The organism is Moellerella wisconsensis ATCC 35017 (assembly GCF_001294465.1).
GTDB classification, from domain to species: Bacteria; Pseudomonadota; Gammaproteobacteria; order Enterobacterales; family Enterobacteriaceae; genus Moellerella; species Moellerella wisconsensis.
Genome location: NZ_LGAA01000003.1, coordinates 155,307 through 181,949, shown reverse-complemented (window position 1 = coordinate 181,949; position 26,643 = coordinate 155,307). Strand labels below are relative to the sequence as shown.

25 protein-coding genes are annotated in these 26,643 nt (G+C 40.5%); 14 read left to right on the top strand and 11 right to left on the bottom strand.

All coding sequences use genetic code 11. The features are described 5' to 3' along the window. Positions 1-24: 24 nt before the first annotated feature. Both M992_RS01825 and M992_RS01820 read right to left on the bottom strand, forming a co-directional pair. Positions 25-426 carry a YgiW/YdeI family stress tolerance OB fold protein gene (locus M992_RS01825; RefSeq protein WP_053907105.1) on the bottom strand — a complete coding sequence of 134 codons (402 nt, stop codon included), beginning with the start codon at positions 424-426 and terminating at the stop codon, positions 25-27. A 555-nt stretch (positions 427-981) separates the two neighbouring features. Beyond that, on the bottom strand, positions 982-1,557 hold the full coding sequence (locus tag M992_RS01820) for a YtfJ family protein (RefSeq protein ID WP_053907104.1): 576 nt from the start codon (positions 1,555-1,557) through the stop codon (positions 982-984). 328 nt (positions 1,558-1,885) lie between these two features. On the opposite strand from M992_RS01820, the gene M992_RS01815 reads away from it, so the two are divergent. Beyond that, the gene (locus M992_RS01815; RefSeq protein WP_047254817.1) at positions 1,886-2,092 is read left to right on the top strand and encodes a DUF1107 domain-containing protein; all 207 of its coding nucleotides are present in this window, start codon (positions 1,886-1,888) and stop codon (positions 2,090-2,092) included. A 130-nt stretch (positions 2,093-2,222) separates the two neighbouring features. On the opposite strand, the gene paeA is transcribed toward M992_RS01815, so the two are convergent. Together paeA and msrA are read right to left on the bottom strand one after the other, a co-directional pair. Next, positions 2,223-3,593 carry a polyamine export protein PaeA gene (gene paeA / locus M992_RS01810; protein WP_047254816.1) on the bottom strand — a complete coding sequence of 457 codons (1,371 nt, stop codon included), beginning with the start codon at positions 3,591-3,593 and terminating at the stop codon, positions 2,223-2,225. Positions 3,594-3,759: 166 nt separating this feature from the next. After that, the gene (msrA, locus tag M992_RS01805; protein WP_047254815.1) at positions 3,760-4,401 is read right to left on the bottom strand and encodes a peptide-methionine (S)-S-oxide reductase MsrA; all 642 of its coding nucleotides are present in this window, start codon (positions 4,399-4,401) and stop codon (positions 3,760-3,762) included. A 277-nt stretch (positions 4,402-4,678) separates the two neighbouring features. Between msrA and tamA the strand changes: the two genes are divergently transcribed. Genes tamA through M992_RS01790 form a run of 3 tightly spaced genes read left to right on the top strand, consistent with a single transcriptional unit; the run spans position 4,679 to position 10,631 of the window. Next, a complete protein-coding gene (gene tamA, locus M992_RS01800) occupies positions 4,679-6,421 on the top strand; it encodes an autotransporter assembly complex protein TamA (protein WP_053907103.1) in 1,743 nt (580 codons plus the stop codon). Beyond that, positions 6,418-10,284: an autotransporter assembly complex protein TamB gene (tamB, locus tag M992_RS01795; protein WP_282955647.1), complete on the top strand. Its 3,867-nt coding sequence runs from the start codon at positions 6,418-6,420 to the stop codon at positions 10,282-10,284. Before tamA ends, tamB begins: the two co-directional genes overlap by 4 nt. A gap of 2 nt (positions 10,285-10,286) precedes the next feature. Next, positions 10,287-10,631 carry a gamma-glutamylcyclotransferase family protein gene (locus M992_RS01790; RefSeq protein WP_053907102.1) on the top strand — a complete coding sequence of 115 codons (345 nt, stop codon included), beginning with the start codon at positions 10,287-10,289 and terminating at the stop codon, positions 10,629-10,631. A gap of 158 nt (positions 10,632-10,789) precedes the next feature. Here the strand turns inward: M992_RS01790 and ppa are convergent, their stop codons facing one another. Both ppa and fbp read right to left on the bottom strand, forming a co-directional pair. Further along, a complete protein-coding gene (gene ppa, locus M992_RS01785) occupies positions 10,790-11,326 on the bottom strand; it encodes an inorganic diphosphatase (protein ID WP_047254812.1) in 537 nt (178 codons plus the stop codon). Positions 11,327-11,584: 258 nt separating this feature from the next. Continuing rightward, entirely contained in the window at positions 11,585-12,592 is a 1,008-nt protein-coding gene (fbp, locus tag M992_RS01780; RefSeq protein ID WP_053907101.1) for a class 1 fructose-bisphosphatase, read from the bottom strand. Between the two features lie 164 nt (positions 12,593-12,756). On the opposite strand from fbp, the gene mpl reads away from it, so the two are divergent. Further along, complete coding sequence (gene mpl, locus M992_RS01775; protein ID WP_047254810.1) at positions 12,757-14,154, top strand: UDP-N-acetylmuramate:L-alanyl-gamma-D-glutamyl-meso-diaminopimelate ligase; 1,398 nt, start codon at positions 12,757-12,759, stop codon at positions 14,152-14,154. Positions 14,155-14,255: 101 nt separating this feature from the next. On the opposite strand, the gene argR is transcribed toward mpl, so the two are convergent. After that, the gene (gene argR, locus M992_RS01770; RefSeq protein ID WP_047254809.1) at positions 14,256-14,726 is read right to left on the bottom strand and encodes a transcriptional regulator ArgR; all 471 of its coding nucleotides are present in this window, start codon (positions 14,724-14,726) and stop codon (positions 14,256-14,258) included. Between the two features lie 444 nt (positions 14,727-15,170). Here argR and mdh point away from each other — a divergent pair, with 444 nt between their 5' ends. After that, a complete protein-coding gene (mdh, locus tag M992_RS01765) occupies positions 15,171-16,109 on the top strand; it encodes a malate dehydrogenase (RefSeq protein WP_053907100.1) in 939 nt (312 codons plus the stop codon). Positions 16,110-16,198: 89 nt separating this feature from the next. Here mdh and M992_RS01760 read toward each other — a convergent pair whose 3' ends face one another. Next, positions 16,199-16,471 carry a helix-turn-helix domain-containing protein gene (locus tag M992_RS01760; RefSeq protein WP_053907099.1) on the bottom strand — a complete coding sequence of 91 codons (273 nt, stop codon included), beginning with the start codon at positions 16,469-16,471 and terminating at the stop codon, positions 16,199-16,201. A gap of 533 nt (positions 16,472-17,004) precedes the next feature. On the opposite strand from M992_RS01760, the gene M992_RS01755 reads away from it, so the two are divergent. Further along, complete coding sequence (locus tag M992_RS01755; RefSeq protein WP_053907098.1) at positions 17,005-17,397, top strand: DNA-binding protein; 393 nt, start codon at positions 17,005-17,007, stop codon at positions 17,395-17,397. Between the two features lie 83 nt (positions 17,398-17,480). Next, positions 17,481-17,894, top strand: coding sequence for a DNA-binding protein (locus M992_RS01750; RefSeq protein WP_072165908.1), 414 nt, complete (start codon positions 17,481-17,483; stop codon positions 17,892-17,894). A gap of 31 nt (positions 17,895-17,925) precedes the next feature. Here M992_RS01750 and ispB read toward each other — a convergent pair whose 3' ends face one another. Next, positions 17,926-18,897, bottom strand: a complete 972-nt coding sequence (ispB, locus tag M992_RS01745) for an octaprenyl diphosphate synthase (protein ID WP_053907097.1) — start codon at positions 18,895-18,897, stop codon at positions 17,926-17,928. A gap of 316 nt (positions 18,898-19,213) precedes the next feature. On the opposite strand from ispB, the gene rplU reads away from it, so the two are divergent. The 3 genes from rplU to cgtA all read left to right on the top strand — a co-directional run bounded on the left by rplU (position 19,214) and on the right by cgtA (position 21,104). Further along, complete coding sequence (gene rplU / locus M992_RS01740; RefSeq protein WP_047257518.1) at positions 19,214-19,522, top strand: 50S ribosomal protein L21; 309 nt, start codon at positions 19,214-19,216, stop codon at positions 19,520-19,522. 18 nt (positions 19,523-19,540) lie between these two features. Continuing rightward, on the top strand, positions 19,541-19,798 hold the full coding sequence (rpmA, locus tag M992_RS01735) for a 50S ribosomal protein L27 (protein WP_004241388.1): 258 nt from the start codon (positions 19,541-19,543) through the stop codon (positions 19,796-19,798). A gap of 130 nt (positions 19,799-19,928) precedes the next feature. Next, the gene (gene cgtA / locus M992_RS01730; RefSeq protein WP_053907096.1) at positions 19,929-21,104 is read left to right on the top strand and encodes an Obg family GTPase CgtA; all 1,176 of its coding nucleotides are present in this window, start codon (positions 19,929-19,931) and stop codon (positions 21,102-21,104) included. 125 nt (positions 21,105-21,229) lie between these two features. Here cgtA and dacB read toward each other — a convergent pair whose 3' ends face one another. Beyond that, complete coding sequence (dacB, locus tag M992_RS01725; RefSeq protein ID WP_390892472.1) at positions 21,230-22,609, bottom strand: serine-type D-Ala-D-Ala carboxypeptidase; 1,380 nt, start codon at positions 22,607-22,609, stop codon at positions 21,230-21,232. A 330-nt stretch (positions 22,610-22,939) separates the two neighbouring features. Here dacB and greA point away from each other — a divergent pair, with 330 nt between their 5' ends. After that, entirely contained in the window at positions 22,940-23,416 is a 477-nt protein-coding gene (gene greA, locus M992_RS01720; protein ID WP_047257515.1) for a transcription elongation factor GreA, read from the top strand. A 121-nt stretch (positions 23,417-23,537) separates the two neighbouring features. Here the strand turns inward: greA and yhbY are convergent, their stop codons facing one another. Then, the gene (gene yhbY / locus M992_RS01715; protein WP_047257514.1) at positions 23,538-23,831 is read right to left on the bottom strand and encodes a ribosome assembly RNA-binding protein YhbY; all 294 of its coding nucleotides are present in this window, start codon (positions 23,829-23,831) and stop codon (positions 23,538-23,540) included. A 135-nt stretch (positions 23,832-23,966) separates the two neighbouring features. Here yhbY and rlmE point away from each other — a divergent pair, with 135 nt between their 5' ends. Continuing rightward, on the top strand, positions 23,967-24,596 hold the full coding sequence (rlmE, locus tag M992_RS01710; RefSeq protein WP_047257513.1) for a 23S rRNA (uridine(2552)-2'-O)-methyltransferase RlmE: 630 nt from the start codon (positions 23,967-23,969) through the stop codon (positions 24,594-24,596). A 57-nt stretch (positions 24,597-24,653) separates the two neighbouring features. Then, positions 24,654-26,612 carry an ATP-dependent zinc metalloprotease FtsH gene (gene ftsH / locus M992_RS01705; RefSeq protein ID WP_047257512.1) on the top strand — a complete coding sequence of 653 codons (1,959 nt, stop codon included), beginning with the start codon at positions 24,654-24,656 and terminating at the stop codon, positions 26,610-26,612. Positions 26,613-26,643 lie beyond the last annotated feature (31 nt).

The following is a 26,643-nucleotide window of genomic DNA, read 5'->3' as shown; positions in this document are numbered from 1 at the left end:
TGAAAACGTTACTGGCGTTATATTTTATTTGATCAGGTTTATCTCTTTTACACTAACCTCACGTGATGACCAATCTTTATCAATCTCACCACGAATTTCAACTTTATCGTTCGGCGTTATTGTTTGGCCTCGCCATTTTTTGTGATCAATCTCAACGGTGATAGTACCGGTACCATCGGTAAACTCATAATGTTTATTATCTATCTGTTTTACGATATTTCCGCGCAAGATAACCCATGAATCATCAGTAAGTTTAAGGGCATTTGCGACACTGGTTTCACTCGCATTAGGGCCAGAAAATCCACCTTTTAGTGCTCTTTCAGCTGGTACAGTTGATGTTCCGGGACCATTAAATCCACCATTTTCGGCCATTAGTGGTGCACTCATTAGGGTAGAAATTAAAGCGATCAGCACGACTTTTTTCATTATCTGTATCCTTTTATTAGCTATTTTAATTTAATGATTGTGATTGTTGAAATAGGGATTAAAACATAAAAATCAATAACTTTATTCGCAAATAGATGCCTATCTACAATATTTGGTGATAAGAATTGATTTTTAAGTTTTATTTGGATTTTAATTTGGCTGTTATTGTTTTTATAGTGGATAAAACCGGTTAATCTTATTGATCTGTTTTTGATGTGAGTTAGCTCTGTTCGACTCTCAAGGAAAAGCAGTAATTACTATTAAAGTACATAAGCTGAAAATAGATTAAATAACTTATTATTCAATAAGTATGCAGTATGTGTGGGTATTCTAGATCGTATTTAGACAGCATAAAAAGCTAGATCGTTTTAACTGATTATTAACAATAAAATTATTCGTTTAATATTTAATCTGCTTCAGATGACGTTATAGTCGTTCCAATAATAGAGAATAAGTTACATGCGTATATAAATACGCACATAACAGGTCAAACGATTTGATTTATTTCAGACAAAATTAATTATCCTAATTATCAGTGTGGGATTGCTGATATGATTATTGGGTTAATTGAGATTCAATTAATCCAATCACATTATTTACTTCATCTGGCGTCAATGCCCCTTGTTTAAACCATATCACTTGGCCAAGTTTATTGATCACTAAAATAGCTGAGGTTTTGTCTGCTAATTGCCATGCAGTTTTTGCCTGACCTTGGCTATCAACGATAAATTGTGAATAAGGAAACTCTTTTTTACTGTCTTCTAGACTGCTACGAACAAACCTAGCAGTGCCAAAAATAGCTTCATCAGTATTAACAATAGTCGTGGTTTGATAATGTTCAGGCGCGAATTTAGCCGTTTTTATGGCATCAATTAATGGTGCATTAAGTTCTTTCGCGGATGAGCGTCCTGCAATATGCTGAATAGTATGTGTTTTCCCGAGTAATTGGTCGCTATTCCAATTTTGATAATTAAAATTATTTTTTTGATTAATCATTAACTCGCCTTTATCGGTAATTTGAATATGAGGGAGTGGTTGATTTAATTTAATTCTGTCCGCCAATACACCAAATGAAGATAGCAGTAAACTCAGCGAGAATAGCACCACTTGCCGTGGGCTTCTAATAATCATAATTTAACCTTTTTAGTGAGGGTAGATGAGGTTATTCCTGGTTTTGTTGTATTAATTTTCGCTTATTATTTATACGCAGTCATTTATAGCACATCTCGTCCGATGAGTTACCAAGTAAAATTTAACATTTTAGTAAAATACCTGCGAATACTCTAAATTTATCTATTTTTACAGATTTATCCTTATGTCATATTGTGTAAAATTTATGAATAAAATTGCAATAATAGAACTAATCAGATTAAAACTGGTCTATGATAAGCAAGACGTTAACAGGTAAGTGATAATCCACTGACTATGTATCGTGAGAGCTAGGAGAGGATAAGTTCGGATGAAAATATTTAACCGTTATAACCCATCAAAAATTGCCCTTTATGTCAAAACGCTATTTCGTGGTCGGCTATACATTAAAGATTTTGGTGCTTTTGAATTTGACTACGGTAAAATTCTGCCACCAAAAGTAAGAGATCAGCGCCATTACAGTGTCATGAGTGAAGTAAATAAACAGGTCATTGTATTAAAAACTGAGTTGGGCTAACGCTGAGTTATTGTTTGGCATAATTATATATTTAAATAAACCAAAAATATTTGAATAGGCCAAAAAATAGCGCCACATAATCTGGCGCCATAATTTAGCTAGGTTGAAACGGCTTCGCTAATGATGATAATTAATCATTACTAGTTTCTTTGTTGGTTTGGGTTGCGTTAGCCGTTTCTATAGATAATTTACCTGGATGAACGACTACAGGTGCCGGAGGATCAGTTAAACGAGTTACTAAAACTTGGTCGATTTTGTAGTTATCAATATCTACGACTTCAAATTTAAAGCCGGCATATTTGACGTAATCCGTACGTTTAGGAATTTTTCTTAGGCGGAACATCAGAAAACCAGCGATAGTTTCGTAATTACTGCAATCTGGGAATTCATCGATATCCATGATGCGTTGAATATCTTCAATTGGCGTTCCCCCTTCCACAAGCCATGAGTTTTCATCTCTGACGACTATCTGTTCTTCTTGTCCTTGGCCTATTAAATCACCCATTAATGTGGTCATAACATCGTTAATAGTGATAATCCCCATCACTAGCGCATATTCATTAAGAATAACTGCGAAGTCTTCCCCTGAGTTTTTAAACGATTCTAAGGTATCTGACAGGGTTAACGTATCAGGAATAATCAACGCATTACGGATATTAACTCCATCATGTAGATTAAGACTATGACCATTTAGTACGCGGGTTAATAGCTCTTTCGAATCAACATAACCGAGAACATGATCGATATCATCGCCACAGACTAAGAATTTAGAGTGTGGTTGAGTGGATATTTTTTGCTTAATACTTTCTTCATTTTCATTTTTATCGAAATAGACAATACTTTCACGTGAGGTCATCGCGGAAGGTACGGTGCGTGATTCTAGTTCGAAAACATTCTCGATAAATTCGTGTTCTTGTTTACGTAAGATACCGGCAACAGCTCCGGCTTCTACCACAGCAAAGATATCATCAGAGGTAATATCTTCATTCCTAGCCATTGGAATTTTAAAGATTTTAAAGAATAAATCGGCTAAGCCATTAAATACCCAGACGAGCGGACGGAAAAGCGCTAAGCAGAAGCGCATTGGATTGACGATACGGATAGCAATCACTTCCGGTTTAATCATACCGATGCGTTTTGGCGTCAGGTCGGCCAATAAAATAAACATACTGGTGACAATAGTGAATGAAATAATGGTCGCCAGTTGTTCAGCCCATTTTGGGGTCATGAACTCAATAAAGAAGCTATTTAATGCCGGAGAAAAGGCCGATTCACCAATGACCCCTGCTAAGATAGCGACAGCATTCAGACCAATCTGTACCACAGTAAAGAACATGCCTGGCATTTCCTGCATTTTCAGTACACGGGCGGCATTAATGTTGCCTTCATCGGCCATGAGTTTGAGTTTTATACGGCGTGAAGCCGCTAATGAAATTTCAGACAGCGAAAAAAATGCGCTGATTGCACATAATAAAAGAACAATTAATAAACTGTTAAGCATAGAGTATCCGTGTTGCACCTTCATGAACACTTGTTTATAGCGCGAGCTGCGACTGAAGGGAACAATTTTAATAACACAATTTGAACGACAATTACAAAAAGTGGCGGTCAATAACCGCCACAATAAGATTAGCTCGCGTATTATAGCATCAGATAGAACAATCTGACTAGTTTCTGTGCTGAGGTGGTAGGCAAATACCGATCCCCCCGAGTCCACAATAGCCTTGCGGGTTTTTATACAGATATTGCTGGTGATAATCTTCAGCGAAATAAAACGTATGTATTGGCGCGATTTCAGTGGTGATAACTCGCTGATCACCCTCTGCGTTCATTGCCTGTTGATACTCCTCTTTAGCAGCGATAGCATGCTGATATTGTTGCTCGGAAACGGTATAAATAGCTGAGCGATACTGGCTGCCAATATCTCCGCCTTGGCGCATACCTTGGGCTGGGTCGTGATTCTCCCAAAATAACTTTAATAAATTCTCATAGCTAATTTGGTTGGGATCAAAAACTACGCGGACGGTTTCAGTATGGCCAGTCATACCCGAACACACTTCTTCATAGGTTGGATTTTCTGTTATGCCGCCACTGTATCCTACCGATGTAGAATATACCCCTGTTTGCTGCCAAAATAGACGTTCCGCTCCCCAAAAACATCCCATCGCAAAGTAGGCAATGTGATCAGATTTGGGGATAATCTGAATCGAATGTTGGTTAACTGCATGATAAGGTGCATAAATTAAAGGCGTTTTTCTTCCGGGTAACGCTTCAGCCGGATCAAGTGGGAATCGTTTATTATTCGGCATACAATCTCCTATAATTATTAAATTTGTCTTACTGTTTTATCGTAACTGTTGAGTGTCATAATGTCGTGGTCATTACGCTTAGTAGTAAGGTAGCAGGTGAATGAAAGTGCGAGCTACAGATTGCTAAATGGAATAAACGTTAACGTATCTGCAACTTGAACTATAATCGATATAATTAGTTATAAATTTTAATAAAACTTGTGAATATAGATTATCTTATTCAAAATAAATCGATTTGGATCATCTCGTCAATTAAACATCAATTTTAGGAGTCGGCGTGTCAAGATACCCCCTCACTGGTTTGCTTTGTATGTGTATCGCAGCTCCGATGGCATACAGTGCAAACTTACGATTAAAAATAGAAGGTTTAAGTGGGCAACTTGAAAAAAACGCACGAGTACAACTATCAAATATAACGCAGGATGAGGTATCCCCTGATGGTCGTTTCCGTGCTCGTGTAGATAAAGCCATTCGCCAAGGGCTTCGCCCATTAGGTTATTACCAGCCAACTATTGAATTTACCTATCAAGAAAAAAAACCGCCTGAACGCTCAGTTTTAACAGCGATTGTTTCACCGGGGCAACCTATTTTAGTGGAAGGCGTAAATGTTGTCTTGGAAGGCGCGGCAAAAGACGATCCGGCCTATGCCAAAATGATCAAAGCCGATACACCGAAAAAAGGAACTATCTTAAATCATGCTGATTATGAAAGTTTTAAAAATGGTTTTAGTAGTTTAGCGGTTCGTAAAGGCTATTTTGATGCTGAAATGCTTAAAAGCCAATTGGGTGTCTCGCTAGAACAGCATGCCTCTTATTGGGATTTTGATTTCGATAGCGGTGAACGCTATCGTTTTGGCGCGATACATTATACCGGTTCTCAAATTAGAGAAGATTATCTAAATAACTTATCGCCGTTTAAGCCGGGAGAATATTACACTTCTGAGCAGTTAGCTGAGTTTAATCGTCGTTTAGCTGCAACTGGTTGGTTTAATTCGGCGCTTGTTACACCCGATATAGCTAAAGCCCGTGAAGAACATACTGATTTATTGCCGATGGATGCGGTTATGTCACCGCGAGCACGAAACTTTATTGAGTTGGGTGGCGGTTATGCTACGGACGTGGGCCCAAGATTAAAAACCACGTGGAATAAACCGTGGATAAACTCCCGAGGACAAAGTTTTACCTCGAATATTAGTTTATCTCAACCCGAACAAATTATTGACGCTAGCTATAAAATCCCATTGAAGAAAAATCCGTTAGAACAATATTATGCTGTTCAAGGCGGATACAAACGTACGGATCTTAATGATACTGAATCAGACACTGCGACATTAAATGTATCGCGTAACTGGGATTATTCCAGTGGCTGGCAGTATGGCGTCAATTTGCGGTGGTCACTCAGTCACTTTACACAGGCGGATATCAGTAATACCACGATGTTATTATATCCGGGGGCTAATGCGAGCCGGATCCGCCAACGTGGAGGTATGATGCCTAGTTGGGGGGATAGCCAGCGCTATTCTGTTGATGTATCCAATACTCTTTGGGGCTCGGATATTGATTTTACCGTATTGCAGGCTAAACAGGTTTGGATCCGTACCCCATGGGAAGGTCATCGATTTGTCGTGCGTGGTAATGCCGGTTGGATTGATACTAATAGTTTTGAGAAAGTTCCGCCCGATTTACGTTTCTTTGCGGGGGGGGATGGCAGTATTCGAGGATACGGCTATCAAAAAATATCACCAGAAGATAGCCAGGGTAAACTGACAGGGGCATCAAAGCTATTAGTTGGCTCGGTAGAATATCAGTATAACTTTACCGGTAATTGGTGGAGTGCTTGGTTTATTGATAGTGGTGAAGCGGTGAATGATATTAAGCGTAGCGACTTTAAAACTGGGGCTGGTACAGGGATCCGTTGGGCATCACCGGTAGGACCGATTAAATTTGATATAGCGACTCCAATTGGTGATCCTGATAATAAAAAAATTCAATTCTATATCGGATTAGGAACAGAACTATGAACAGAACAATGAAATGGGTAAAACGCATTGCAGCGATCCTCTTGATTATTTTAGTTCTGTTGATAGCGGCGATCAGTTGGATTTTAGGAACACAATCCGGTTTGCATTTTGTAATAAACAGCGCTAATCGCTGGGTTCCGGGGTTAGAAATTGGTCAAGTCAATGGCGGATGGGATGATTTAACGCTAAGTAATGTACAGTACCAAATGCCGGGCGTTGATGTAAATGCTGAAAAATTGCATTTAGCGTTACGTTTAGGCTGTTTAACTCAGCGTGAGCTTTGCATTGATGATCTCTCAACCCAAGGGGTCAATGTGGTGGTGGATACCTCGAAGCTTCCGCCATCAGAAGAACAACCGCCTTCAGAGCCATTAACTGAGCTTAATGCTCCCCTGACGATTAATTTAGCTCAATTATCATTGCAACAGACCCATGTCACTGTTGATGGTACGGTGGTCGATTTAGCTAAATTCTCGACGGGGCTTCATTGGCAAGCCAAAGCATTAACCGTTACGCCAACTCAGATTGTTAATTTAACCATAGATCTACCTGCGGCTGAAACCGCATCAGACGAGGCTATGATAAATGACACCACTATGGATGGCACTACTATAGATGGCACCACTATAGCTGAATCAACGCTAGCTAAAACGGTAGCAACTAAAAATACGCTGGCTCCTGAACAGGATGAACCGCCACAACAGCCATTAGGTGAAACTTTAAAACAACTGTTTGCTCAACCTTTACTCGCGGAGTTACCTCAAATAATTTTGCCGGTAGATTTAACAGTTGAAGCTATTGATGGCTCTAATTTCCGTATCTCAGGTGCGACACCAGCCACATTAAATAGTCTGCATATTAGTCTGTCTAATCAGGGGCAAAATGTACAAATTACCTCGATAACAGCAGATGCACCTGAAGGCAATCTAGCACTTTCAGGGAGTGCGACACTAGAGGATAAATGGCCGGTATCACTTTCGGTGCAAGGAGAATCTCAGCTCAAAGATTTTGAGGGGCAAAAGATAGATTTAACGCTGAAGGGCGCACTGCAAGATCAATTAAAATTAGCATTGAATCTCAGTGGGCCAGTAAATGCCACCTTAGATGCACAGACGGATTTGTCACAGGCTGATTTACCTTTCTTATTAACGTTAGATAGCCAAAAAATCACCTGGCCATTGGTTGGCGAGCCTCAATATCAATTAGAGGGCACCCGTTTACGACTTAATGGACGTCCATCAGCCTATGATTTATCGCTTAAATCAGCGATTACCGGACAAGATTTACCATCGTCAGTATTGTTGCTTGATGCCAAGGGTAATGAAGAACAACTTAATTTAACCCGTTTGCGTTTGTCTGCATTACAGGGCAAAGCGGAGATTACTGGGGTTGCTGATTGGAGTAAAGCCATCAGTTGGAATGCGGTGCTTACGTTATCGGGGATCAATACGTCTAAACAGTGGCCAGAGTGGCCGGCGAAAGTGGACGGCAAAGTGGTGACTCGAGGCAGTTTATATGGCGGGAGTTGGCAGCTACAAATTCCTGAAATTAGCCTCGATGGTAACGTCAAAAATAATTTACTGAAAGCGCGAGGTAAGGCTTCCGGCAATGCTGCAGGTCAGTGGGATATTCCCGGATTTAATCTGGTATTAGGTAAAAATAATGTTGATGTAAAAGGCAATTTATCCGATAAATGGAATTTAGACGCTAAAATTAATGCGCCCGGTTTAGGCGGTATGCTGCCAGGATTAGCCGGTGTTATTAAAGGTGATATCAAATTGCGTGGCGATTTGCAGTCGCCTCAAGTGTTAGCCGATATTAATGCACATGGCGTGAAATGGCAGGATATGCTGTCTGTGGATAGTGCAGTAATTAAAGGTAACGTGACTTCTGGTGAACAGATTAAAGGCGATCTTTCGGTCGTAGTGCGTCAATTAAAACAAGCCGATCTGGTGATTAAAAATTTGACCTTAGAGGCTAAAGGCAACGAAAAGAAACATCAGCTAAAACTGGATGTACAGGGTGAGCCAGTCTCCGGTCATTTAGCCTTAAATGGAGGCTTCGATCGCCAGACGGAAATCTGGAAAGGAACGCTGAATAATACCGCGTTTGAGACGCCGGTCGGAGAATGGCATTTAAATAAAGCCATGGCACTAGAGTACGCGAATACATTACAAGAAGTAACGGTTGGAACGCATTGCTGGATTAATCCAAATGCACGATTGTGTGTACCTAAACCAATAAAAGCGGGAAAAAGTGGTACCGCCGATATAGCGCTTGAAAGTTTTAATTTAGCGATGTTAAAGCCGTTTATGACCGGAGATACCCAGTTACAGGGAATATTCAGTGGCAATGCTAAAGTGAGTTGGAAAGCCGATGGCGGCTTACCACAAGCTAAAGTTAATCTGAAAGGTGACGGGGTTAAAGTAACTCAAATGGTAGAAGGTATCTCTTTACCTGTTGAGTTTCAGACATTAACGCTTTCTGCGGCACTAGTGAATGGTAAAGCAGATATTAGCTGGTTGATTAAGATCCTTAATAATGGGCAATTTAACGGAAATGTACAAATTGCGGATCTGGAAAAAGCCCGCCGCTTATCGGGTTCGATCACTATTGACTCAATCTCATTAGCACTGATTCAGCCATTATTATCCAAAGGTGAAAAAGCGGAAGGATTACTGAATGCCAATTTACGTTTAGGCGGGAATGCTAATAAGCCGTTGTTGAACGGTAATTTAACACTCTCAGAGTTGTTGGCATCAGGTTCGTGGATCCCTTTTGATATCACTCAAGGTCGATTAGGCATTAACTTTAACGGTACGAGTTCCACCATGGATGGACAAATTACCACGCCTGAAGGTTATCTGAATATTAATGGAGAGGCTGATTGGCGCAATATTGATGCATGGAACGCTAAAGTGATGGCTAAAGGTGACAATCTGAGGGTCTCATTGCCGCCAATGGTGCGGATAGATGTGGCACCAGATTTAGTGTTTGAAGCTTCACCTGAATTGCTGAATTTAACCGGTAATGTCAATATTCCATGGGCACGGATTACGGTGCAAGAATTACCAGAATCAGCGGTAGGCGTTTCTTCTGACGAGGTTATGCTCGATAAAAATCTCCAGCCGATTGAACAGTCGCCAACTGCTATTCCTATCCAGACTAATTTAACCATTAATATCGGCAACGATGTGCAGTTAGATGCGTTTGGATTGCAGGCTAAATTAACCGGTATGTTACGGGTATTACAGGATAAACAAGGTCTTAAGCTGAATGGTCAAGTAGATATTCCTTCGGGACGTTTCCATGCTTATGGACAAGACTTGTTAGTTCGCAAAGGGCAAATTATGTTCTCAGGCCCTGCGGATCAACCTTTCTTGAATTTGGAAGCTATTCGTAATCCAGACAATACCGCCGATGGAGTGATTGCAGGCGTGAAAGTCACTGGATTAGCGGATAAACCGAAAGTGGAAATTTTCTCTGAACCAGCGAAAACTCAGCAAGAAGCTCTTTCTTACTTATTGCGCGGTGAAGGCCTTGATAGTGGGGATTCCAATGGGTCGCAAATGACATCGATGCTGATTGGCTTAGGGGTAGCACAAAGTGGTCAACTTGTAGGCAAGATTGGTGAGACATTTGGTGTTTCAGATTTGGCATTAGATACCCAAGGCGTCGGTGATAGTTCCCAAGTTGTGGTTAGTGGGAAAATTACTGATGACCTACAAGTCAAATATGGTGTCGGTATATTTGACTCATTGGCCACATTGACGATACGTTATAGGTTAATGCCAAAATTATATTTAGAAGCCGTGTCTGGTGTTAATCAGGCATTAGACCTTCTTTATCAATTTGAGTTTTAGTTATGCGAATTATTGTGTATGGCAGTTTAAGGCAAGATCAGGGTAATCATCATTGGATGACCTATGCACAACTTTTAGGAAAGCATAGGTTACAAGGCTATGATATCTATGATTTAGGCTATTATCCTGCGGTTGTTTGTGGTGAAGGCTCCGTGGAATGCGAAGTGTATCGCATAACTCCTTCAATCCTAACCGAGTTAGATGAATTGAAAAAAAACTCACAGGATTATGAACGAGAATTGATCCAGACACCGTATGGTAGCGCATGGATTTATCTGTATAAGCTCCCCGTTGATGATTTGCAACGCATTGAAAGTGGTGATTGGCTAAAACGTCATGAAAAATAATCTTTTTAAAGATTAATTCCTGAAAACAAAAAACTGAGTCGATTAGGCTCAGTTTTTTTATGCGCTAAACACAGAGTAAGGGGTAAATTGAGGAATAAAAAAAGCCCTATCAATCGATAGAGCTCGAAAATATTTAGCTTGTATGACCAATAACTAAATTATTTTTTTGCGGCTGCAGCACGTTCAAAAGAAGAAATAATTTCTGCTTTAGCGGCATTGATGTCATCCCAACCGTCAACTTTAACCCATTTACCTTTTTCCAGATCTTTATAATGTTCAAAGAAATGAGTAATTTGAGCACGCAGCAGTTCAGGTAGATCGTTCACATCTTTAATATGATCGTATTCTTTGCTTAATTTAGTGTGTGGTACTGCCACTAATTTAGCATCTTCGCCAGACTCATCAGTCATTTTCAAGACGCCAACGGGGCGGCAACGAATAACTGAGCCAGGTTGCAGTGGATAAGGTGTTGGAACTAATACGTCAACCGGATCACCGTCTAAAGATAGTGTGTGATTGATGTAACCATAGTTACATGGATAGAACATTGCAGTAGACATGAAACGGTCTACAAATAATGCGCCAGTCTCTTTATCAACTTCATATTTAATCGGATCCGCATTTGCTGGGATTTCGATGACGACATAAATATCATCAGGCAGTTCTTTCCCTGCCGGTACATTGTTCAAGCCCATGAAAAGTATCCTTTATAGTAATAGCTAAAATGACGTAACGGCTATTATAGCCGTAAAGGGCGACAAAACTCACTAGTTGCGGCGGGATAGATGAAAAAAAACTGATATGTTGCAGATAATTCACTCCATACAAAGCAGGATAGAGTCTGTGGCGAGGATATTTAATAGGGGAGAGTAGGAGTGCTGCACATTATTTGATCTACTAGCAACAAAAAGGCGGGGAAATCCCCACCTAAAATAGAAGTACAGTAAAGCTAATTAGGCTTCATCTGGGTATTCACGAATGAAACTTTCTGCTTTTTCTACCATAGATTCAGTACCGACAAAGAATGGTACGCGTTGGTGTAATTCTGTTGGTTGGATATCCAAAATACGACGGCTACCATCACTGGCTTTCCCCCCGGCTTGCTCGGCAAGGAAAGAAATTGGATTACATTCATACAGTAAGCGCAGTTTACCATTTGGATGGCTTGCCGTGCTTGGGTACATGTAAATTCCGCCTTTGAGCAGATTACGATGAAAATCAGCCACTAATGAGCCGATATAGCGAGTCGTGTAAGGGCGACCCGTTGCTTCATCTTGTTCTTGGCAATATTTCAGGTATTTCTTCACGCCGAGAGGGAATTTAATGTAGTTTCCTTCATTGATTGAATACATTTTGCCGTTTGTAGGAAACATCACTTTTTCATGTGATAGACAAAATACACCCAAAGAAGGGTCATAAGTGAAGGCATGAACACCACAACCAGTAGTATAAACCAGCATGGTTGATGAACCATAAACTACATAGCCAGCGGCTACTTGGCGATGACCTGGTTGCAAAAAGTCAGCTTCAGTAACGGATTGTCCAATAGGGGTAATACGATGATAAATTGAGAATATCGTTCCGACGGAAACGTTTACATCGATATTCGAAGAACCATCTAATGGATCCATTAATACGACATATTTGGCATTTTCTGCGCGATCACCTTCGAAAATTACAATCTCGTCTTCTTCTTCGGAAGCAATACCTGCGACTTCCCCACGAGCTTTTAATGCTGCTTTCAGTTTCTCATTCGCATAAAGGTCAAGTTTCATTTGCACTTCACCCTGAACATTGGATACACCACTGGTACCTAAAATGTCCACTAAGCCTGCTTTATTTATATCCCGATGAATAATTTTTGCGCCCAGCTTGATAGCAGACAGTAGAGCGGTTAACTCACCTGTTGCATGAGAAAAATCTTGTTGTTTCTCGACGATGAATTCGCCTAATGTTTTCATGACGAAGGTCCTGAATATAATGAGACAGAGGTTTGTAGGGCTCGATTCTACCCTTGGGGGAGAAGTTTATCCAAATAATAAAAAGATTAATAGGTAATCCATTTATAAACACGACGAGGATGGGTAGAATAGTGACCAACTTCATGCTATCGGATGGAAAATTAATGCACATTCATATATTAGGTATTTGCGGTACTTTTATGGGAAGTCTTGCAATACTGGCTCGCTCTCTGGGACATAAAGTCACAGGCTCCGATGCAAATGTTTATCCTCCAATGAGCACCTTATTGGAAAAACAAGGAATTGAGCTGATCCAGGGATACTCTCCCAGCCAATTAGATCCCGCCCCAGACATGGTTGTTATTGGTAATGCAATGACCCGCGGTAATCCCTGTGTGGAAGCGGTGCTTGAAAAAGGCCTGCCTTATACTTCAGGCCCTCAATGGCTGCATGACCATGTATTACCAGAGCGTTGGGTGCTGGCGGTTGCAGGGACTCACGGTAAAACAACGACAGCAGGTATGTTGGCTTGGATCTTAGAAGATTGTGGATATAAACCGGGTTTTCTAATTGGAGGCGTTCCGGGCAATTTCGACGTTTCTGCACAAATTGGCGACAGCCCATTTTTTGTTATTGAAGCCGATGAATACGATTGTGCATTTTTTGATAAGCGTTCTAAGTTTGTACATTACAGCCCACGGACATTGATACTCAATAATTTAGAGTTTGATCATGCTGATATTTTTGAGAATTTAGAAGCCATTCAAAAACAATTCCATCATTTAGTGCGTATTGTGCCGGGTAATGGTCGAATTATCATGCCTGATAACGACAATAATTTAAAACAGACGATTGGCATGGGGTGCTGGAGTGAACAAATTTTAGTTGGTGAGCATGGCGAATGGCAGGCCAAAAAACTAAATCATTCTGGCAGTAAATATGAAATTATCTATCAAAATGAAAAAGCAGGCGAAGTTGAGTGGGGATTAGTCGGCACGCATAATATGCATAACGGGCTAATGGCTATTGCTGCCGCTCATCATGTGGGCGTACCGCCGAAGGAAGCTTGTCAGGCGCTAAATACCTTTATTAATGCCCGCCGTCGTTTAGAATTGCGTGGGGTGGAATATAATGTCAGCGTTTATGATGACTTTGCCCATCATCCAACCGCTATTTTGGCGACATTAGAAGCATTAAGGAGCAAAGTTGGCGGTACTTCTCGTATTATTGCAGTACTAGAGCCTCGTTCTAACACCATGAAAATGGGCGTCAGTAAGAATGAAATTGCGCCAGCATTAGGGCGTGCGGATGAAGTCTTTTTGTTCCAACCGACCAATATTCCATGGCTAGTCACTGAAATTGCAGAGAAATGCGTTCAGTCAGCCCGTTGGAGCTCAGATATTGATGCATTGGTGAATATGATTGTTGAAACGGCGCAGCCGGGAGATCATATTTTGGTAATGAGCAATGGTGGTTTTAGCGGTATTCATGACAAACTGTTGGTCAGCTTACAGCAGAAAGAACAGAGAATCGCCCAGCAAAAAGCAGATAAAAATTATTAATCTTATCGCGCTATAAAACCGATAACCAACCTAGCAGTATCGCGCCAATGGCGCGATACTTTTATGGACGCTAGTCTTACTGAGTCAGACTCAGCGAGTGGCTATAGCTCTTGTTCAAACAAATTAAGTATAGCTTCGTAGAGTTGCTCGGTTGTAAAGCCGTTTGCTGGGGTAGAAAAAATGGTGTCATCGCCAGCTATACTGCCTAAAATTCCTTCAGCTTTTCCTAAGGAATCGAGAAGGCGGGCGATTAATTGTGCCGCACCTGGACTGGTTCTGATAACCACGACGGAATGATTAAAATCAATATCCAACACAAGGTTTTTCAGAGGACTGGTCGCTGTAGGCACACCCATTTCGGCGGGCAGACAATAAACCATCTCCATTTTTGCATTTCGTGTGCGTACCGCACCGAATTTAGTCAGCATTCTGGAGATTTTTGATTGATTAATATTTTCGAAACCCTGTTCTTGGAGTGCAGTTACAATTTCACCTTGTGAACTGAATTTTTCTTCCTTTAACAGCGCTTTGAAAGCCTTAACTAAATCTTCTTGTTTAGAAGGAGTGCGCATAATTCACCTTTCCTGGGACAATGAATCGAGTGGTATTATCGGTAAATGTGAATTTTTATGCAACAAAATTGCACAGATAAGAGTTAAAAACTTATTGTTTTTATTCAGTATGTTATTTTTAGTGAATACACTGAATAAGTTATCTGAATAACTGATTTTAGCAGCTGTAATTAAAATGTTAATTAAATGCTGGTTTTTATCCTGAAAGTTGTAATGATTTATATAGGGTTGATAAATATCTATAACAAAAACTATTTGTTAAAAAAGTGTCCGTTATCTCATTAACAGATAAGGATTTTGTATAAAATAGTACAATTCAATTCACAGATTGTTTGGGTTGGTAAGGCTTTAGATCTGTTAACAAATTGTTTTTTATACGTAATGCAGTAAGTATATAACCAGATGAATTCAAATACTTTTAAGCGAAAATAAAGGAGTTTCAGAATGAAAGTTGCCGTTCTAGGTGCAGCAGGTGGTATCGGTCAAGCACTCGCCCTTCTGTTAAAAAACCAGCTTCCAGCGGGTTCAGAACTCTCTCTCTATGACATTGCTCCAGTAACTCCAGGCGTTGCTGCCGATTTGAGCCATATCCCAACTGACGTTAAAGTGATCGGTTTCTCCGGTGAAGATGCAACTCCTGCATTACACGGTGCCGATGTTGTGCTCATTTCTGCGGGCGTTGCACGTAAACCGGGTATGGATCGTGCGGATTTATTTAATGTTAATGCTGGTATTGTGCGCAACTTGGTACAACAAATAGCCACTACTTGCCCAAAAGCATTAATTGGTATTATTACTAACCCAGTAAATACCACGGTTGCTATCGCTGCTGAAGTATTGAAAAAAGCGGGTGTATACGATAAAAATCGTCTGTTTGGTGTAACGACACTCGATATTATTCGTTCAAATACATTTATTGCTGAACTGAAAGGTAAAAATCCACAAACCACAGAAGTACCAGTGATTGGTGGCCATTCTGGGGTGACTATTCTGCCTCTGTTGTCTCAGGTTCCGGGAGTAAGCTTTACTGATGATGAAATCATTGCATTAACTAAACGCATTCAAAATGCAGGAACTGAAGTTGTAGAAGCTAAAGCCGGTGGCGGTTCAGCGACGCTTTCTATGGGACAAGCCGCAGCGCGTTTTGGTTTATCTCTGATCCGTGGCTTGCAAGGTGAAAGCAATGTGATTGAATGTACTTACACTGAAGGTGACGGCCAACATGCCCGTTTCTTTGCTCAACCTGTGCGTTTAGGTAAAAATGGTGTTGAAGAACGCTTACCTATCGGTGAATTAAGCGCCTTTGAACAAAATGCTCTCAACAGCATGCTTGATGTATTGAAAGCAGATATTGAGCTGGGTGAAAAATTTATTAATGGATAATAACCACTGATAAATTTACGTTTATCTTTCGTTCGCTAGCTAGCCGCTGATCATATTGAGTGATCAGCGGTTTTTTTATGGTGTAACTTTCAATTTGCTGTAGGTAACTTGTCTCTAATTTTTCGTTCTAATAATTCTCCATTAACTGGATCAAAGTAACGGCTTGGCCAAATTTCAGAAGGATGAATATTTAAAAAATTAGCAATAATCCATTCTCCTTTTGGCCATGGACGCGATAGCGCATTGGCGAGAGTTGATGAACTTAATCCAGCTTGTCGCGAAATTGCTGCAAGTGTAGTTCCTCTTTTTCTTAGTGAGGCAATAATATCCGCTGGATGCCAATCAGTTTTTTTTAAATCCATTCTTTTTCGTCCTTTTTATATTCAGAATAACGAGAAGTTAATGGTATAAATAACGGGTCATTGTGAGTTATTCCATGCAAATGAACCTGTTATTAGAAGTAACATAACAGGTTTTTTGTTAAAAAATTTCGAATCTTTACTTAAAATCCTATTTTTTGAAGCCTGTTGGAAAAGAAAGAAACAGCCAAGAAATATTAAATATATATTGTGACTCTATATAAGTCTTTGAAAGTGATAATTAACCATTTTTAGTTATTAGAAAATAATAGATTGATAAAGCAGGTTTAATTATTTGTTTTTTATATTTAGCGAGTCATTTATAACGGAATATTATTAATATATTTAAGAATAAAAAAAGACTGTTTTTACATAAAATCATTTGAATTCAATATGTAAGATGTTAATTGTAAATATATGAAGAGTAAATTTATTAAAATTACAATAAAATCTTTTTAAGAAACTATTAGATATAAATTTAGTGAATTTAAACAAGATAACGTCAATATAACCAGCGGTGTAAAAGGATAAATATCGTGAAAAAAGAATGGTATACAGCAAAAGAGCTGATAAATTTTTACGAAATGCCAAAAACTCCTCAAGGCGTTAATATAAAGGCAAAACGTGAAGGATGGATTTCAAGACGCAAACGTGGTGTTCAAGGTAAAGCTGTTGAATATCATATAAATAGCTTGCCAGAAAGTTTATTCGAGCAATTATCGTTACATGAACCGGAGGTTAATTATCAAACCAAATTAGAAGATAAGTATTTAATTTGGCGAGAAGCATATTATCAATTAGCACCGAATGAAAAAAATAAAATAATGAATTTTATTTTAAGATATGGATTATCAGAATTAGTTAAGCTAATTAATGAGTATGATATTATTAATAATAGAGATAATAAAAAAATTATTAATAATAACTAAAATAATATTGTATTTTCAAATTTAATATATTATTAGCTAATATATCAATAATTGATAGTTATAAAAATATAAAAGAGATTATCATGAAAAAAATATGGTATACCGCAAAAGAATTAATTGAAATATCAGGATTACCTTCGTCACCGCAAGGTGTAAATTTAATGGCGCGACGTGAAGGATGGGAGTGCAGGAAAAAAAGAGGGGTACAAGGAAAAGCCGTGGAATATTTACTCGATAGTCTACCGGAAGAGATCCAATCTCAGTTGATCTTATCGGATCAATCTATCGATTATGTACCACAACGGCCTGATCCTTTTCAGATCTGGAAAGCGGTCTATTATCAATTAACCGAGGATGAAAGCAGTAAAATTGTAACATATATTTTACGGGAAGGATTATCAGCACTATTAATTCAAATTGAGACTAATGTGGCGCCCCGAGATCACTTCGAAGAGCCTACCGAAGGGAATGAAGATAATTGCACGAAGACAAAATAAGACCGATTGCCTTCGCGCAATATATTAATACTCAAGAGTGACGTTGAACCGCAACATGAGCGAGACCGATTAAAGCCTCTTTATAAGGCGAGTCTTCAAGTATACTCAGGACATTAATCGCTTTTTCGGCTTCTTGTTCTGCGCGCTTTAACGTATATTCGAGAGAACCACAACGTTTCATTGTTGCTAAAACGGTTTCTAGCAAATGTCTGCCATTACCGTCTTCAATCGCTTTACGAATTAAAGCGGATTCTTCTGCTGTGCCGTTCTGCATCGCGTGTAATAAAGGTAAAGTTGGTTTACCCTCATCTAAATCATCACCGGTATTTTTACCCAGCTGATTATTATCCGCATCATAATCTAGAAGATCATCGATTAGCTGGAAGGCTGTTCCTAGATAACGACCATAATCTTGTAAAGCTTTTTCCTGTTCTGGGGTAGCTTCGGCTAAGATCGCAGAAGAGTGAGCTGCGGCTTCGAATAAACGTGCGGTTTTACTATAGATAACTTGCATATAGTTATCTTCAGTAATATTAGGATCGTTGCAATTCATTAATTGCAGAACTTCACCTTCAGCTATCACATTGGTTGCTTCAGACATCAGTTTCAAGACACGCATAGAGTCAAGATCCGTCATCATCTGAAAGGATCGAGTATAGATAAAATCGCCAACCAGTACGCTCGCAGCATTGCCAAATACGGCATTAGCTGTTTGTTTTCCGCGGCGCATATCAGATTCATCAACCACATCGTCATGCAATAATGTCGCTGTATGAATAAATTCGATCAATGCGGCAACTTGCACGTGTTTTTTTCCATTATGACCTAATGCTCGGCCTGCGAGCACTGCGATCATTGGACGGATCCTTTTACCACCACCACTAACGATGTAATAACCAAGCTGGTTGATCAATGCTACATCCGAAGTTAGCTGGCCAAGAATGACTTCATTCACTGCTGACATATCATCAGCTGTCAGTTCGATAATAGATTCTAAATTCATCGTTATAGATTCGTGTTATTAGTTTTGGCTCTATTTTTAGAACCGCTATCTTTTTTAGCATAGCATCAATAAATAGAAGATTGGCTGATTGTACTTCAAATTATGCTTAATGAAATGACATTTAAAGCTTATTAATTTATCAAACGGCATGAAAAGTAAAGATCTTACAAAAAAGTCGTATTTTTTGTAATCCGAACGCATTATATACTTGTCTTCTGATGCTTTTTTGCGTAGAATTCGCGCCCTATTGTGAATATTTATAGCGTGCTCTAGAATGTAATGTATCTAGTAGAAGTACGCGGAAAGCGGAGTTAATATGTACGCGGTTTTCCAAAGTGGTGGTAAACAACACCGAGTTAGCGAAGGTCAAACTGTTCGCCTGGAAAAGCTGGACATCGCAACAGGTGAAACTGTTGAATTTGACCAGGTCCTGATGGTTGCTAATGGCGACGATATCAAAATTGGCGCTCCTGTTGTTGAAGGCGTTAAAGTGAAAGCGGAAGTGGTTGCACACGGTCGTGGCGATAAAATTAAAATCGTCAAATTCCGTCGTCGTAAACATAGCCGTAAGCAGCAGGGCCACCGTCAGTGGTTCACTGATGTTAAAATCACTGTCATCGCTTAAGATTAGGAGAGCAGATTAATGGCACACAAAAAGGCTGGCGGTTCAACTCGTAACGGTCGCGATTCCGAAGCGAAACGTCTGGGTGTGAAACGTTTTGGTGGTGAAGCTGTATTAGCAGGTAGCATCATCGTACGTCAACGTGGTACTAAGTTCCACGCAGGCAGCAACGTAGGTTGCGGTCGTGACCACACTCTGTTTGCATTAGCAGACGGAAAAGTAAAATTTGAAGTTAAAGGTCCTAAAAATCGTAAATTTATCAGCATCGAAGCTGAATAAGTTTTCAGACCTTTACACAAGTTAAAGCCCTGCAAAAGTTTTTGCGGGGCTTTTTATATTTAAAAATACGCCATCTCTGGGTCACGCGACCATCCAGCATTATAATGGCTATCATATGGAGAAATACTTTATGAAATTTGTAGATGAAGCCAAAATACTAGTTGTTGCGGGGGATGGTGGCAATGGTTGTGTCAGTTTCCGTCGCGAAAAATATATTCCAAGAGGGGGGCCTGATGGTGGGGACGGCGGTGATGGTGGTGATGTTTACCTGCTCGCTGATGAAAACCTCAATACCCTGATTGATTATCGCTTTGAAAAATCTTTCCGCGCTGAGCGTGGGCAGAATGGACAAAGTCGTGACTGTACCGGTAAACGTGGACAAGATATTACGATTAAAGTGCCTGTAGGTACGCGTATCCGCGATTTAGGCACTGGCGAGATACTTGGAGATATGACCCGTCATGAGCAGCGTTTGATGGTTGCTAAGGGCGGATTCCACGGGTTAGGAAATGTGCGTTTTAAATCTTCAGTCAACCGTGCCCCGCGTCAAAAAACCATGGGAACTCCCGGTGAAGTTCGTGAACTGATGATGGAATTAATGCTTCTGGCCGATGTCGGTATGTTAGGCATGCCAAATGCAGGTAAATCAACGTTTATCCGCTCGGTATCAGCCGCGAAACCAAAAGTAGCTGATTATCCATTTACTACGTTGGTACCAAGTCTCGGTGTTGTTCGTATGGACAATCATCAAAGTTTCGTCGTCGCTGATATTCCAGGGTTGATTGAAGGTGCTGCCGAAGGTGCTGGCTTGGGGATCCGTTTCCTTAAGCACTTAGAGCGCTGCCGCATTTTATTGCACCTGATCGATATCTGCCCGATAGATGAATCAGATCCGGTAGAAAATGCTAAGATCATCGTCGGTGAATTGGAAAAATACAGTGAAAAATTAGCTGAAAAACCGCGTTGGTTAGTCTTCAATAAAGTTGATTTAATCAGCGAAGAAGAAGCGAAGGAACGTGCTGAATCTATCGCTAAGGCTTTAGGTTGGGACGGTAAATATTATATGATTTCTGCGGTAAACCATCACGGAGTTAAGGAACTTTGTTGGGATATCATGGAATTCATGAATACTCAGCCGCGTGATATGGTTACGACAGATGACGAAAGTCAGCCAGAAAAAGTTGAATTTATGTGGGATGATTACCATAAAGAGCAACTGGCTAGTACCGAAGACGATATTGATGACGACTGGGATGATTGGGACGAAGAAGACGAAGAAGGCATTGAATTTATTTATAAAAAATAATGCATTTAACGTTTTGGTTCGCTGTTTTTCAGTTAATAAAGCAGATCCAAGGTAACAGTGATAAAAAGGCGCCTGATGGCGCCTTTTTGTTATCGATAAAATGGCTTGTAGGCCATTAAGCACGATTAATTACTTTGGTAGAGATCTTTGTACAGTCGGCTTTCAAAACGCACCAGAGGAACTCTCCGGCTGCGTTGTTCACTTTGGGGGACTGCATAAGCAGAAATATATTGAACAAAAGCTATTTTCTGCCCGTTAGCCGTTGTCATAAAGCCTGCTAGATTATATACCCCTTGTAGCGCCCCTGTTTTTGCAGAAACTTTGCCATTAACGCCAGCTTGATCAAAACCGCCACGGTAACGTAATGTACCGTCATGCCCCGCCAGCGGTAGCATCGAGATATAATCTAGTTGGTCATCATTTTTAGCGATAAATTGTAATACTTTCATCATCGTAGCTGGTGTGATCAAATTATGCCGAGACAAACCTGAGCCATCGACCATGACAGTATTGCCTAAATCGATCCCTGCTTTTTGTTTGAGGATCTGTCTAATCGCATCGGATCCTGAGCGCCAAGTCCCTGGAACACCAAAATAATCGCGCCCTATGGTACGAAATACGGTATCGGCTATCATGTTATCTGATTTTTTTAGCATCACTTTTAGTAAATCATGCAGTGGTTTTGATTCTGTTTTGACTAAAACTTGTTCTGGTGCTGCGGGAAGAGTCCGTTTTTTGATATGCCCAACCAGCTCAATTTCTGCATTAATTAATTCATTTTTGACGATAGCGCCAGAATAACTGGCCCCATTCTGCACTGCAAACGCGAGAGGGAGCGGTTCACTACGCTGTGTAAGACATCCAGTTAATGTATAGCGATTTAATTCCCCGGGAACCACATCCAGTTCACAATAACGCGCTTCAGGTGCACCTTTTGCTAATGTTTTTACTTCACTAAACATATTTACCGGATAAAATGAGGCTGTTTTTATATAGGCCATTTCTCCGGGTTTGTCCGCGCTATAAAGTGAAACAGAAAAACAGTTTCTATCAACAATTGCGGCACTTGGCGGGGCACTAAAACACTGCGTCATATCGTTCCATACCCAGCCAGGGGCTTTATCGTGGCTGGCAAATGCAGATATATCGACAATTAAATCGCCGTTAATTTTTCTAATGCCTAGTTGTTTTAAGGCGTTAACCATATTACGGATTTGCTGGCGTGTTAACGTGGGATCACCGGTAAAACGAATTACCAAATCGCCATTGAGCGTATCATTCTTTAATGATGCATTAGTTTCAAAGCTGGTGACGAAGCGAAAATCGGGGCCAAGTTGCAGTAAAGCGGCAAGTGCGGTAACGACTTTCTGCGTACTGGCAGGAAGCGCCATTTGCTGCGAATTATAATCAAAGATTGGCGTATCGCTCCCCACTTTTTGAGCGACTAATGCCAAATTCGTACCATCAGGTAAATATTCTTTATATTTATCAATGGGAATTGCCATGGACTGATAAGTGGTCAATATCAGACCTGCTGAAAGTATGAATTTTTTGCTTCTAGTAAATAAAGACATAAGTTTTACGCTTCAGGGTGGACATAAACTACATACTAAAGTGTAATGCGTGAAAAAGTAAACGATGACCCCATATTAAGTCTACGTTAAAATGCTGGGTCAATATGATAAGATAAGATCGTAATCACGTGCTGAAGCTGCAAGATTACATCCCTGTTTATTGTCTGGCGCCTTTGTTTACACAGGTGCCTAGTATGCTGTTGTAACAAAAATCAGGAAGATACTTATTTTTGCTTAGGAAAGAATCAGAGGTATTTATCAATGAAACAGATTCCAATGACGGTACGTGGTGCGAATAGATTACGTGAAGAGCTGGAATATTTAAAATCTGTCCGCCGCCCGGAAATAATTACTGCCATTGCCGATGCGCGTGAACATGGTGATCTTAAAGAAAATGCTGAGTATCATGCAGCGCGTGAACAGCAAGGTTTTTGTGAAGGTCGAATTCAAGAAATTGAAGCCAAACTTTCGCATTCTCAGGTTATTGATGTCACTAAAATGACCAATACTGGGCGAGTTATCTTTGGTGCTACGGTAACTGTTTTTAATGTTGAGTTAGACGAAGAACAGACTTATCGTATCGTAGGTGATGATGAAGCGGACATTAAAGAGAATTTACTTTCTGTAAATTCACCGATAGCGCGTGGCCTTATCGGTAAAGAAGTTGATGATGTGGTTGTGATCAAAACGCCTGGCGGTGATGTGGAGTACGAAATTCTTAAAGTTGAGTATATCTGATTCCTATTTATATGAATTAGTTATATTCTTTAGAAGTTTTAAAGTAAAAAAGGCCTTTGCCGGCCTTTTTTACTTCACTTAATGTATGGTGTTATGGCATTTTTGTATAAATGCGAAATAATTATTTAGGTAAAATAATTTTCTTGGCTGCCGAAGGGCGGTAAAGAACCAGTATTTTTCCTATAATTTGTACATTAATTGCACCAGTTTCACGAACAATCGCATTAGCGATCAAATTTTTAGTATCACGATCTTCGCCTGCGATTTTTACTTTGATAAGCTCATGATGTGTTAATGCAAGCTCAGCCTCAGCTAGAACGCCTTCCGTCAGACCATTGTTACCAATCATGACGACAGGGTTCAAATGGTGAGCAAGACTTTTCAGGTGTTGAATTTGTTTTTTGTTAAGAGTCATCGATTATTTGCTTTGTTAGGATTGAAATTGGCTTATTCTAACGCCATCTGATATCTATCACCATCAATTATGTATATTTGATGTGATCCGAGCAGTAAAACAGATGTAACTCTACTAGTATAGTTGGAAAGAACAATGGCCAATAAAAAACGTTCGGCAAGTTCATCTAGGTGGTTGCAAGAGCATTTTAGTGATAAATATGTTCAGCAGGCACAAAAAAAAGGGCTTCGCTCTCGTGCATGGTTTAAACTGGATGAAATTCAGCAAAGCGATAAAATATTTAAACCAGGTTTGACCGTTGTTGATTTAGGCGCCGCACCTGGTGGTTGGTCACAGTATGTAGTTAGTCAGATAGGCCAAAGTGGCCGAGTAATTGCTTGTGACCTATTACCGATGGACCCAATCGTCGGTGTTGATTTCCTGCAAGGAGATTTTCGCGATGAAGCAGTACTTAAGGCGTTATTAGAAAGGGTTGGTGACAAAAAAGTCCAAGTCGTCATGTCGGATATGGCCCCAAATATGAGTGGCACACCCGAGGTCGATATTCCTCGATCCATGTATCTAGTTGAACTTGCATTAGATATGTGCCGTGATGTACTGGCCCCTAAGGGAAGTTTTATTGTCAAAGTATTTCAGGGAGAAGGCTTTGATGAATACCTAAGGGAAATCCGCTCCCTGTTTACGAAAGTTAAAGTTCGTAAACCCGAATCTTCGCGCGCCCGTTCACGTGAAGTATACATTGTAGCGACAGGGCGGAAACTATAGTCCCCTGAACGTTATTTGTTAACACTGTTGTAATATGAGGTTAATCCCTTGAGTGACATGGCGAAAAACCTGATTCTCTGGTTAGTCATCGCAGTAGTTTTGATGTCCTTGTTCCAGAGTTTTGGCCCAAGCGATTCGAATAGTCGCAGGGTAGATTATTCTACTTTTATCAACGAGATAGCCCAGGATCAGGTGCGTGAAGTTCGTATCACCGGTCGTGAAATTAATGTCAGAAAGGCTGACAATAGCCGCTATACAACCTACATCCCTATGCAGGATGAGAAGCTATTAGACACGTTGTTGAATAAACATGTCACCGTTGTTGGCGAACCACCAGAAGAGCCAAGTCTATTGACTTCAATCTTCATTTCTTGGTTCCCAATGTTGCTATTGATTGGTGTATGGATTTTCTTCATGCGTCAAATGCAAGGCGGTGGTGGTAAAGGTGCGATGTCCTTTGGTAAAAGCAAGGCTCGAATGCTGACTGAAGATCAGATTAAAACCACCTTTGCAGACGTTGCAGGCTGTGATGAAGCCAAGGAAGAAGTCGGGGAAGTGGTTGAGTTTCTACGTGACCCAGGCCGTTTCCAAAAACTTGGCGGTAAAATTCCAAAAGGCATCCTGATGGTAGGGCCTCCTGGTACCGGTAAAACTTTGCTGGCAAAAGCGATTGCTGGTGAAGCCAAAGTGCCATTTTTTACTATCTCAGGTTCTGACTTTGTTGAAATGTTTGTCGGTGTCGGTGCATCTCGTGTCCGTGATATGTTTGAACAAGCTAAAAAATCTGCGCCTTGTATCATCTTTATCGATGAGATTGATGCGGTAGGTCGTCAGCGTGGTGCGGGTTTAGGGGGCGGTCATGATGAACGCGAACAGACTCTGAACCAAATGCTTGTTGAAATGGATGGATTCGAAGGTAACGAAGGTATTATCGTTATTGCGGCAACTAACCGCGCTGATGTTCTTGACCCTGCGTTATTGCGTCCAGGCCGTTTTGACCGTCAAGTCATGGTTGGCTTACCAGACGTCCGTGGTCGTGAACAAATACTGAAAGTTCACATGCGTCGTGTGCCGTTAGATCCAGATGTTAATACTTCTATTCTTGCACGTGCTACTCCTGGTTTCTCAGGGGCTGAATTGGCAAACCTTGTCAACGAAGCGGCACTATTTGCTGCCCGCGCGGATAAACGCGTAGTATCAATGGTTGAGTTTGAGAAAGCGCGAGATAAGATTTGGATGGGTGCTGAACGCCGTTCAATGATTATGACGGAAGAACAGAAAGAAGCCACTGCTTACCATGAGGCTGGACATGCGATTATTGGTCATTTAATGCCAGAGCATGACCCAGTGCATAAAGTAACGATTATTCCTCGTGGCCAAGCATTGGGTGTAACATTCTATCTGCCGGAAGGTGACCAAGTGAGTGCTAGCCGTCAGAAACTTGAAGGTAACATTTCAAGTTGTTACGGTGGACGTATTGCAGAGGAGCTGATTTATGGCCGTGAACGTGTCTCTACAGGCGCTTCAGGTGATATTCAGCAAGCAACCAATATTGCACGCAAAATGGTTACTCAGTGGGGATTCTCAGATAAATTAGGGCCGATGCTCTATTCTGAAGAAGAAGGGCAAGTATTTTTAGGCCGTTCTGCTGGAAACTCACAGCATATCTCTGATGAGACCAATCGCATTGTTGATGAAGAAATTAAATCGATATTAGATCGTAATTACAAAAGAGCTTACAACGTACTGACAGAAAACTTGGATATTCTCCATGCCATGAAAGACGCTCTGATTAAATACGAAACTATCGATATTCCTCAGATTGATGACTTGATGAATCGTCGCCCAGTTCGTGAACCTGCGGGTTGGGATGCAGATAAATTAGTCGCAAATGTGACTGGTTCTTTCGGTACAGGCACCAAAGATGAAAAGCCTAAGACTGATGGTCAACAGCAAGATCAGGCTCAGGACAGTACTAACGAGAATAAAGATAATACGGATAATAAAGACGAATAAATTTGGTGGGCAGAAATGCCACGTTATTCTT

What these genes read in the sequence shown, in the direction of transcription:
- M992_RS01825 (WP_053907105.1), bottom strand. Translation starts at nt 426, where the DNA reads ATGAAAAAAGTCGTGCTGATCGCTTTAATTTCTACCCTAATGAGTGCA.
- M992_RS01820 (WP_053907104.1), bottom strand. Translation starts at nt 1,557, where the DNA reads ATGATTATTAGAAGCCCACGGCAAGTGGTGCTATTCTCGCTGAGTTTA.
- M992_RS01815 (WP_047254817.1), top strand. Translation starts at nt 1,886, where the DNA reads ATGAAAATATTTAACCGTTATAACCCATCAAAAATTGCCCTTTATGTC.
- paeA (WP_047254816.1), bottom strand. Translation starts at nt 3,593, where the DNA reads ATGCTTAACAGTTTATTAATTGTTCTTTTATTATGTGCAATCAGCGCA.
- msrA (WP_047254815.1), bottom strand. Translation starts at nt 4,401, where the DNA reads ATGCCGAATAATAAACGATTCCCACTTGATCCGGCTGAAGCGTTACCC.
- tamB (WP_282955647.1), top strand. Translation starts at nt 6,418, where the DNA reads ATGAACAGAACAATGAAATGGGTAAAACGCATTGCAGCGATCCTCTTG.
- M992_RS01790 (WP_053907102.1), top strand. Translation starts at nt 10,287, where the DNA reads ATGCGAATTATTGTGTATGGCAGTTTAAGGCAAGATCAGGGTAATCAT.
- ppa (WP_047254812.1), bottom strand. Translation starts at nt 11,326, where the DNA reads ATGGGCTTGAACAATGTACCGGCAGGGAAAGAACTGCCTGATGATATT.
- fbp (WP_053907101.1), bottom strand. Translation starts at nt 12,592, where the DNA reads ATGAAAACATTAGGCGAATTCATCGTCGAGAAACAACAAGATTTTTCT.
- mpl (WP_047254810.1), top strand. Translation starts at nt 12,757, where the DNA reads ATGCACATTCATATATTAGGTATTTGCGGTACTTTTATGGGAAGTCTT.
- argR (WP_047254809.1), bottom strand. Translation starts at nt 14,726, where the DNA reads ATGCGCACTCCTTCTAAACAAGAAGATTTAGTTAAGGCTTTCAAAGCG.
- mdh (WP_053907100.1), top strand. Translation starts at nt 15,171, where the DNA reads ATGAAAGTTGCCGTTCTAGGTGCAGCAGGTGGTATCGGTCAAGCACTC.
- M992_RS01760 (WP_053907099.1), bottom strand. Translation starts at nt 16,471, where the DNA reads ATGGATTTAAAAAAAACTGATTGGCATCCAGCGGATATTATTGCCTCA.
- M992_RS01750 (WP_072165908.1), top strand. Translation starts at nt 17,481, where the DNA reads ATGAAAAAAATATGGTATACCGCAAAAGAATTAATTGAAATATCAGGA.
- ispB (WP_053907097.1), bottom strand. Translation starts at nt 18,897, where the DNA reads ATGAATTTAGAATCTATTATCGAACTGACAGCTGATGATATGTCAGCA.
- rplU (WP_047257518.1), top strand. Translation starts at nt 19,214, where the DNA reads ATGTACGCGGTTTTCCAAAGTGGTGGTAAACAACACCGAGTTAGCGAA.
- rpmA (WP_004241388.1), top strand. Translation starts at nt 19,541, where the DNA reads ATGGCACACAAAAAGGCTGGCGGTTCAACTCGTAACGGTCGCGATTCC.
- cgtA (WP_053907096.1), top strand. Translation starts at nt 19,929, where the DNA reads ATGAAATTTGTAGATGAAGCCAAAATACTAGTTGTTGCGGGGGATGGT.
- dacB (WP_390892472.1), bottom strand. Translation starts at nt 22,609, where the DNA reads ATGGCAATTCCCATTGATAAATATAAAGAATATTTACCTGATGGTACG.
- greA (WP_047257515.1), top strand. Translation starts at nt 22,940, where the DNA reads ATGAAACAGATTCCAATGACGGTACGTGGTGCGAATAGATTACGTGAA.
- yhbY (WP_047257514.1), bottom strand. Translation starts at nt 23,831, where the DNA reads ATGACTCTTAACAAAAAACAAATTCAACACCTGAAAAGTCTTGCTCAC.
- rlmE (WP_047257513.1), top strand. Translation starts at nt 23,967, where the DNA reads ATGGCCAATAAAAAACGTTCGGCAAGTTCATCTAGGTGGTTGCAAGAG.
- ftsH (WP_047257512.1), top strand. Translation starts at nt 24,654, where the DNA reads ATGGCGAAAAACCTGATTCTCTGGTTAGTCATCGCAGTAGTTTTGATG.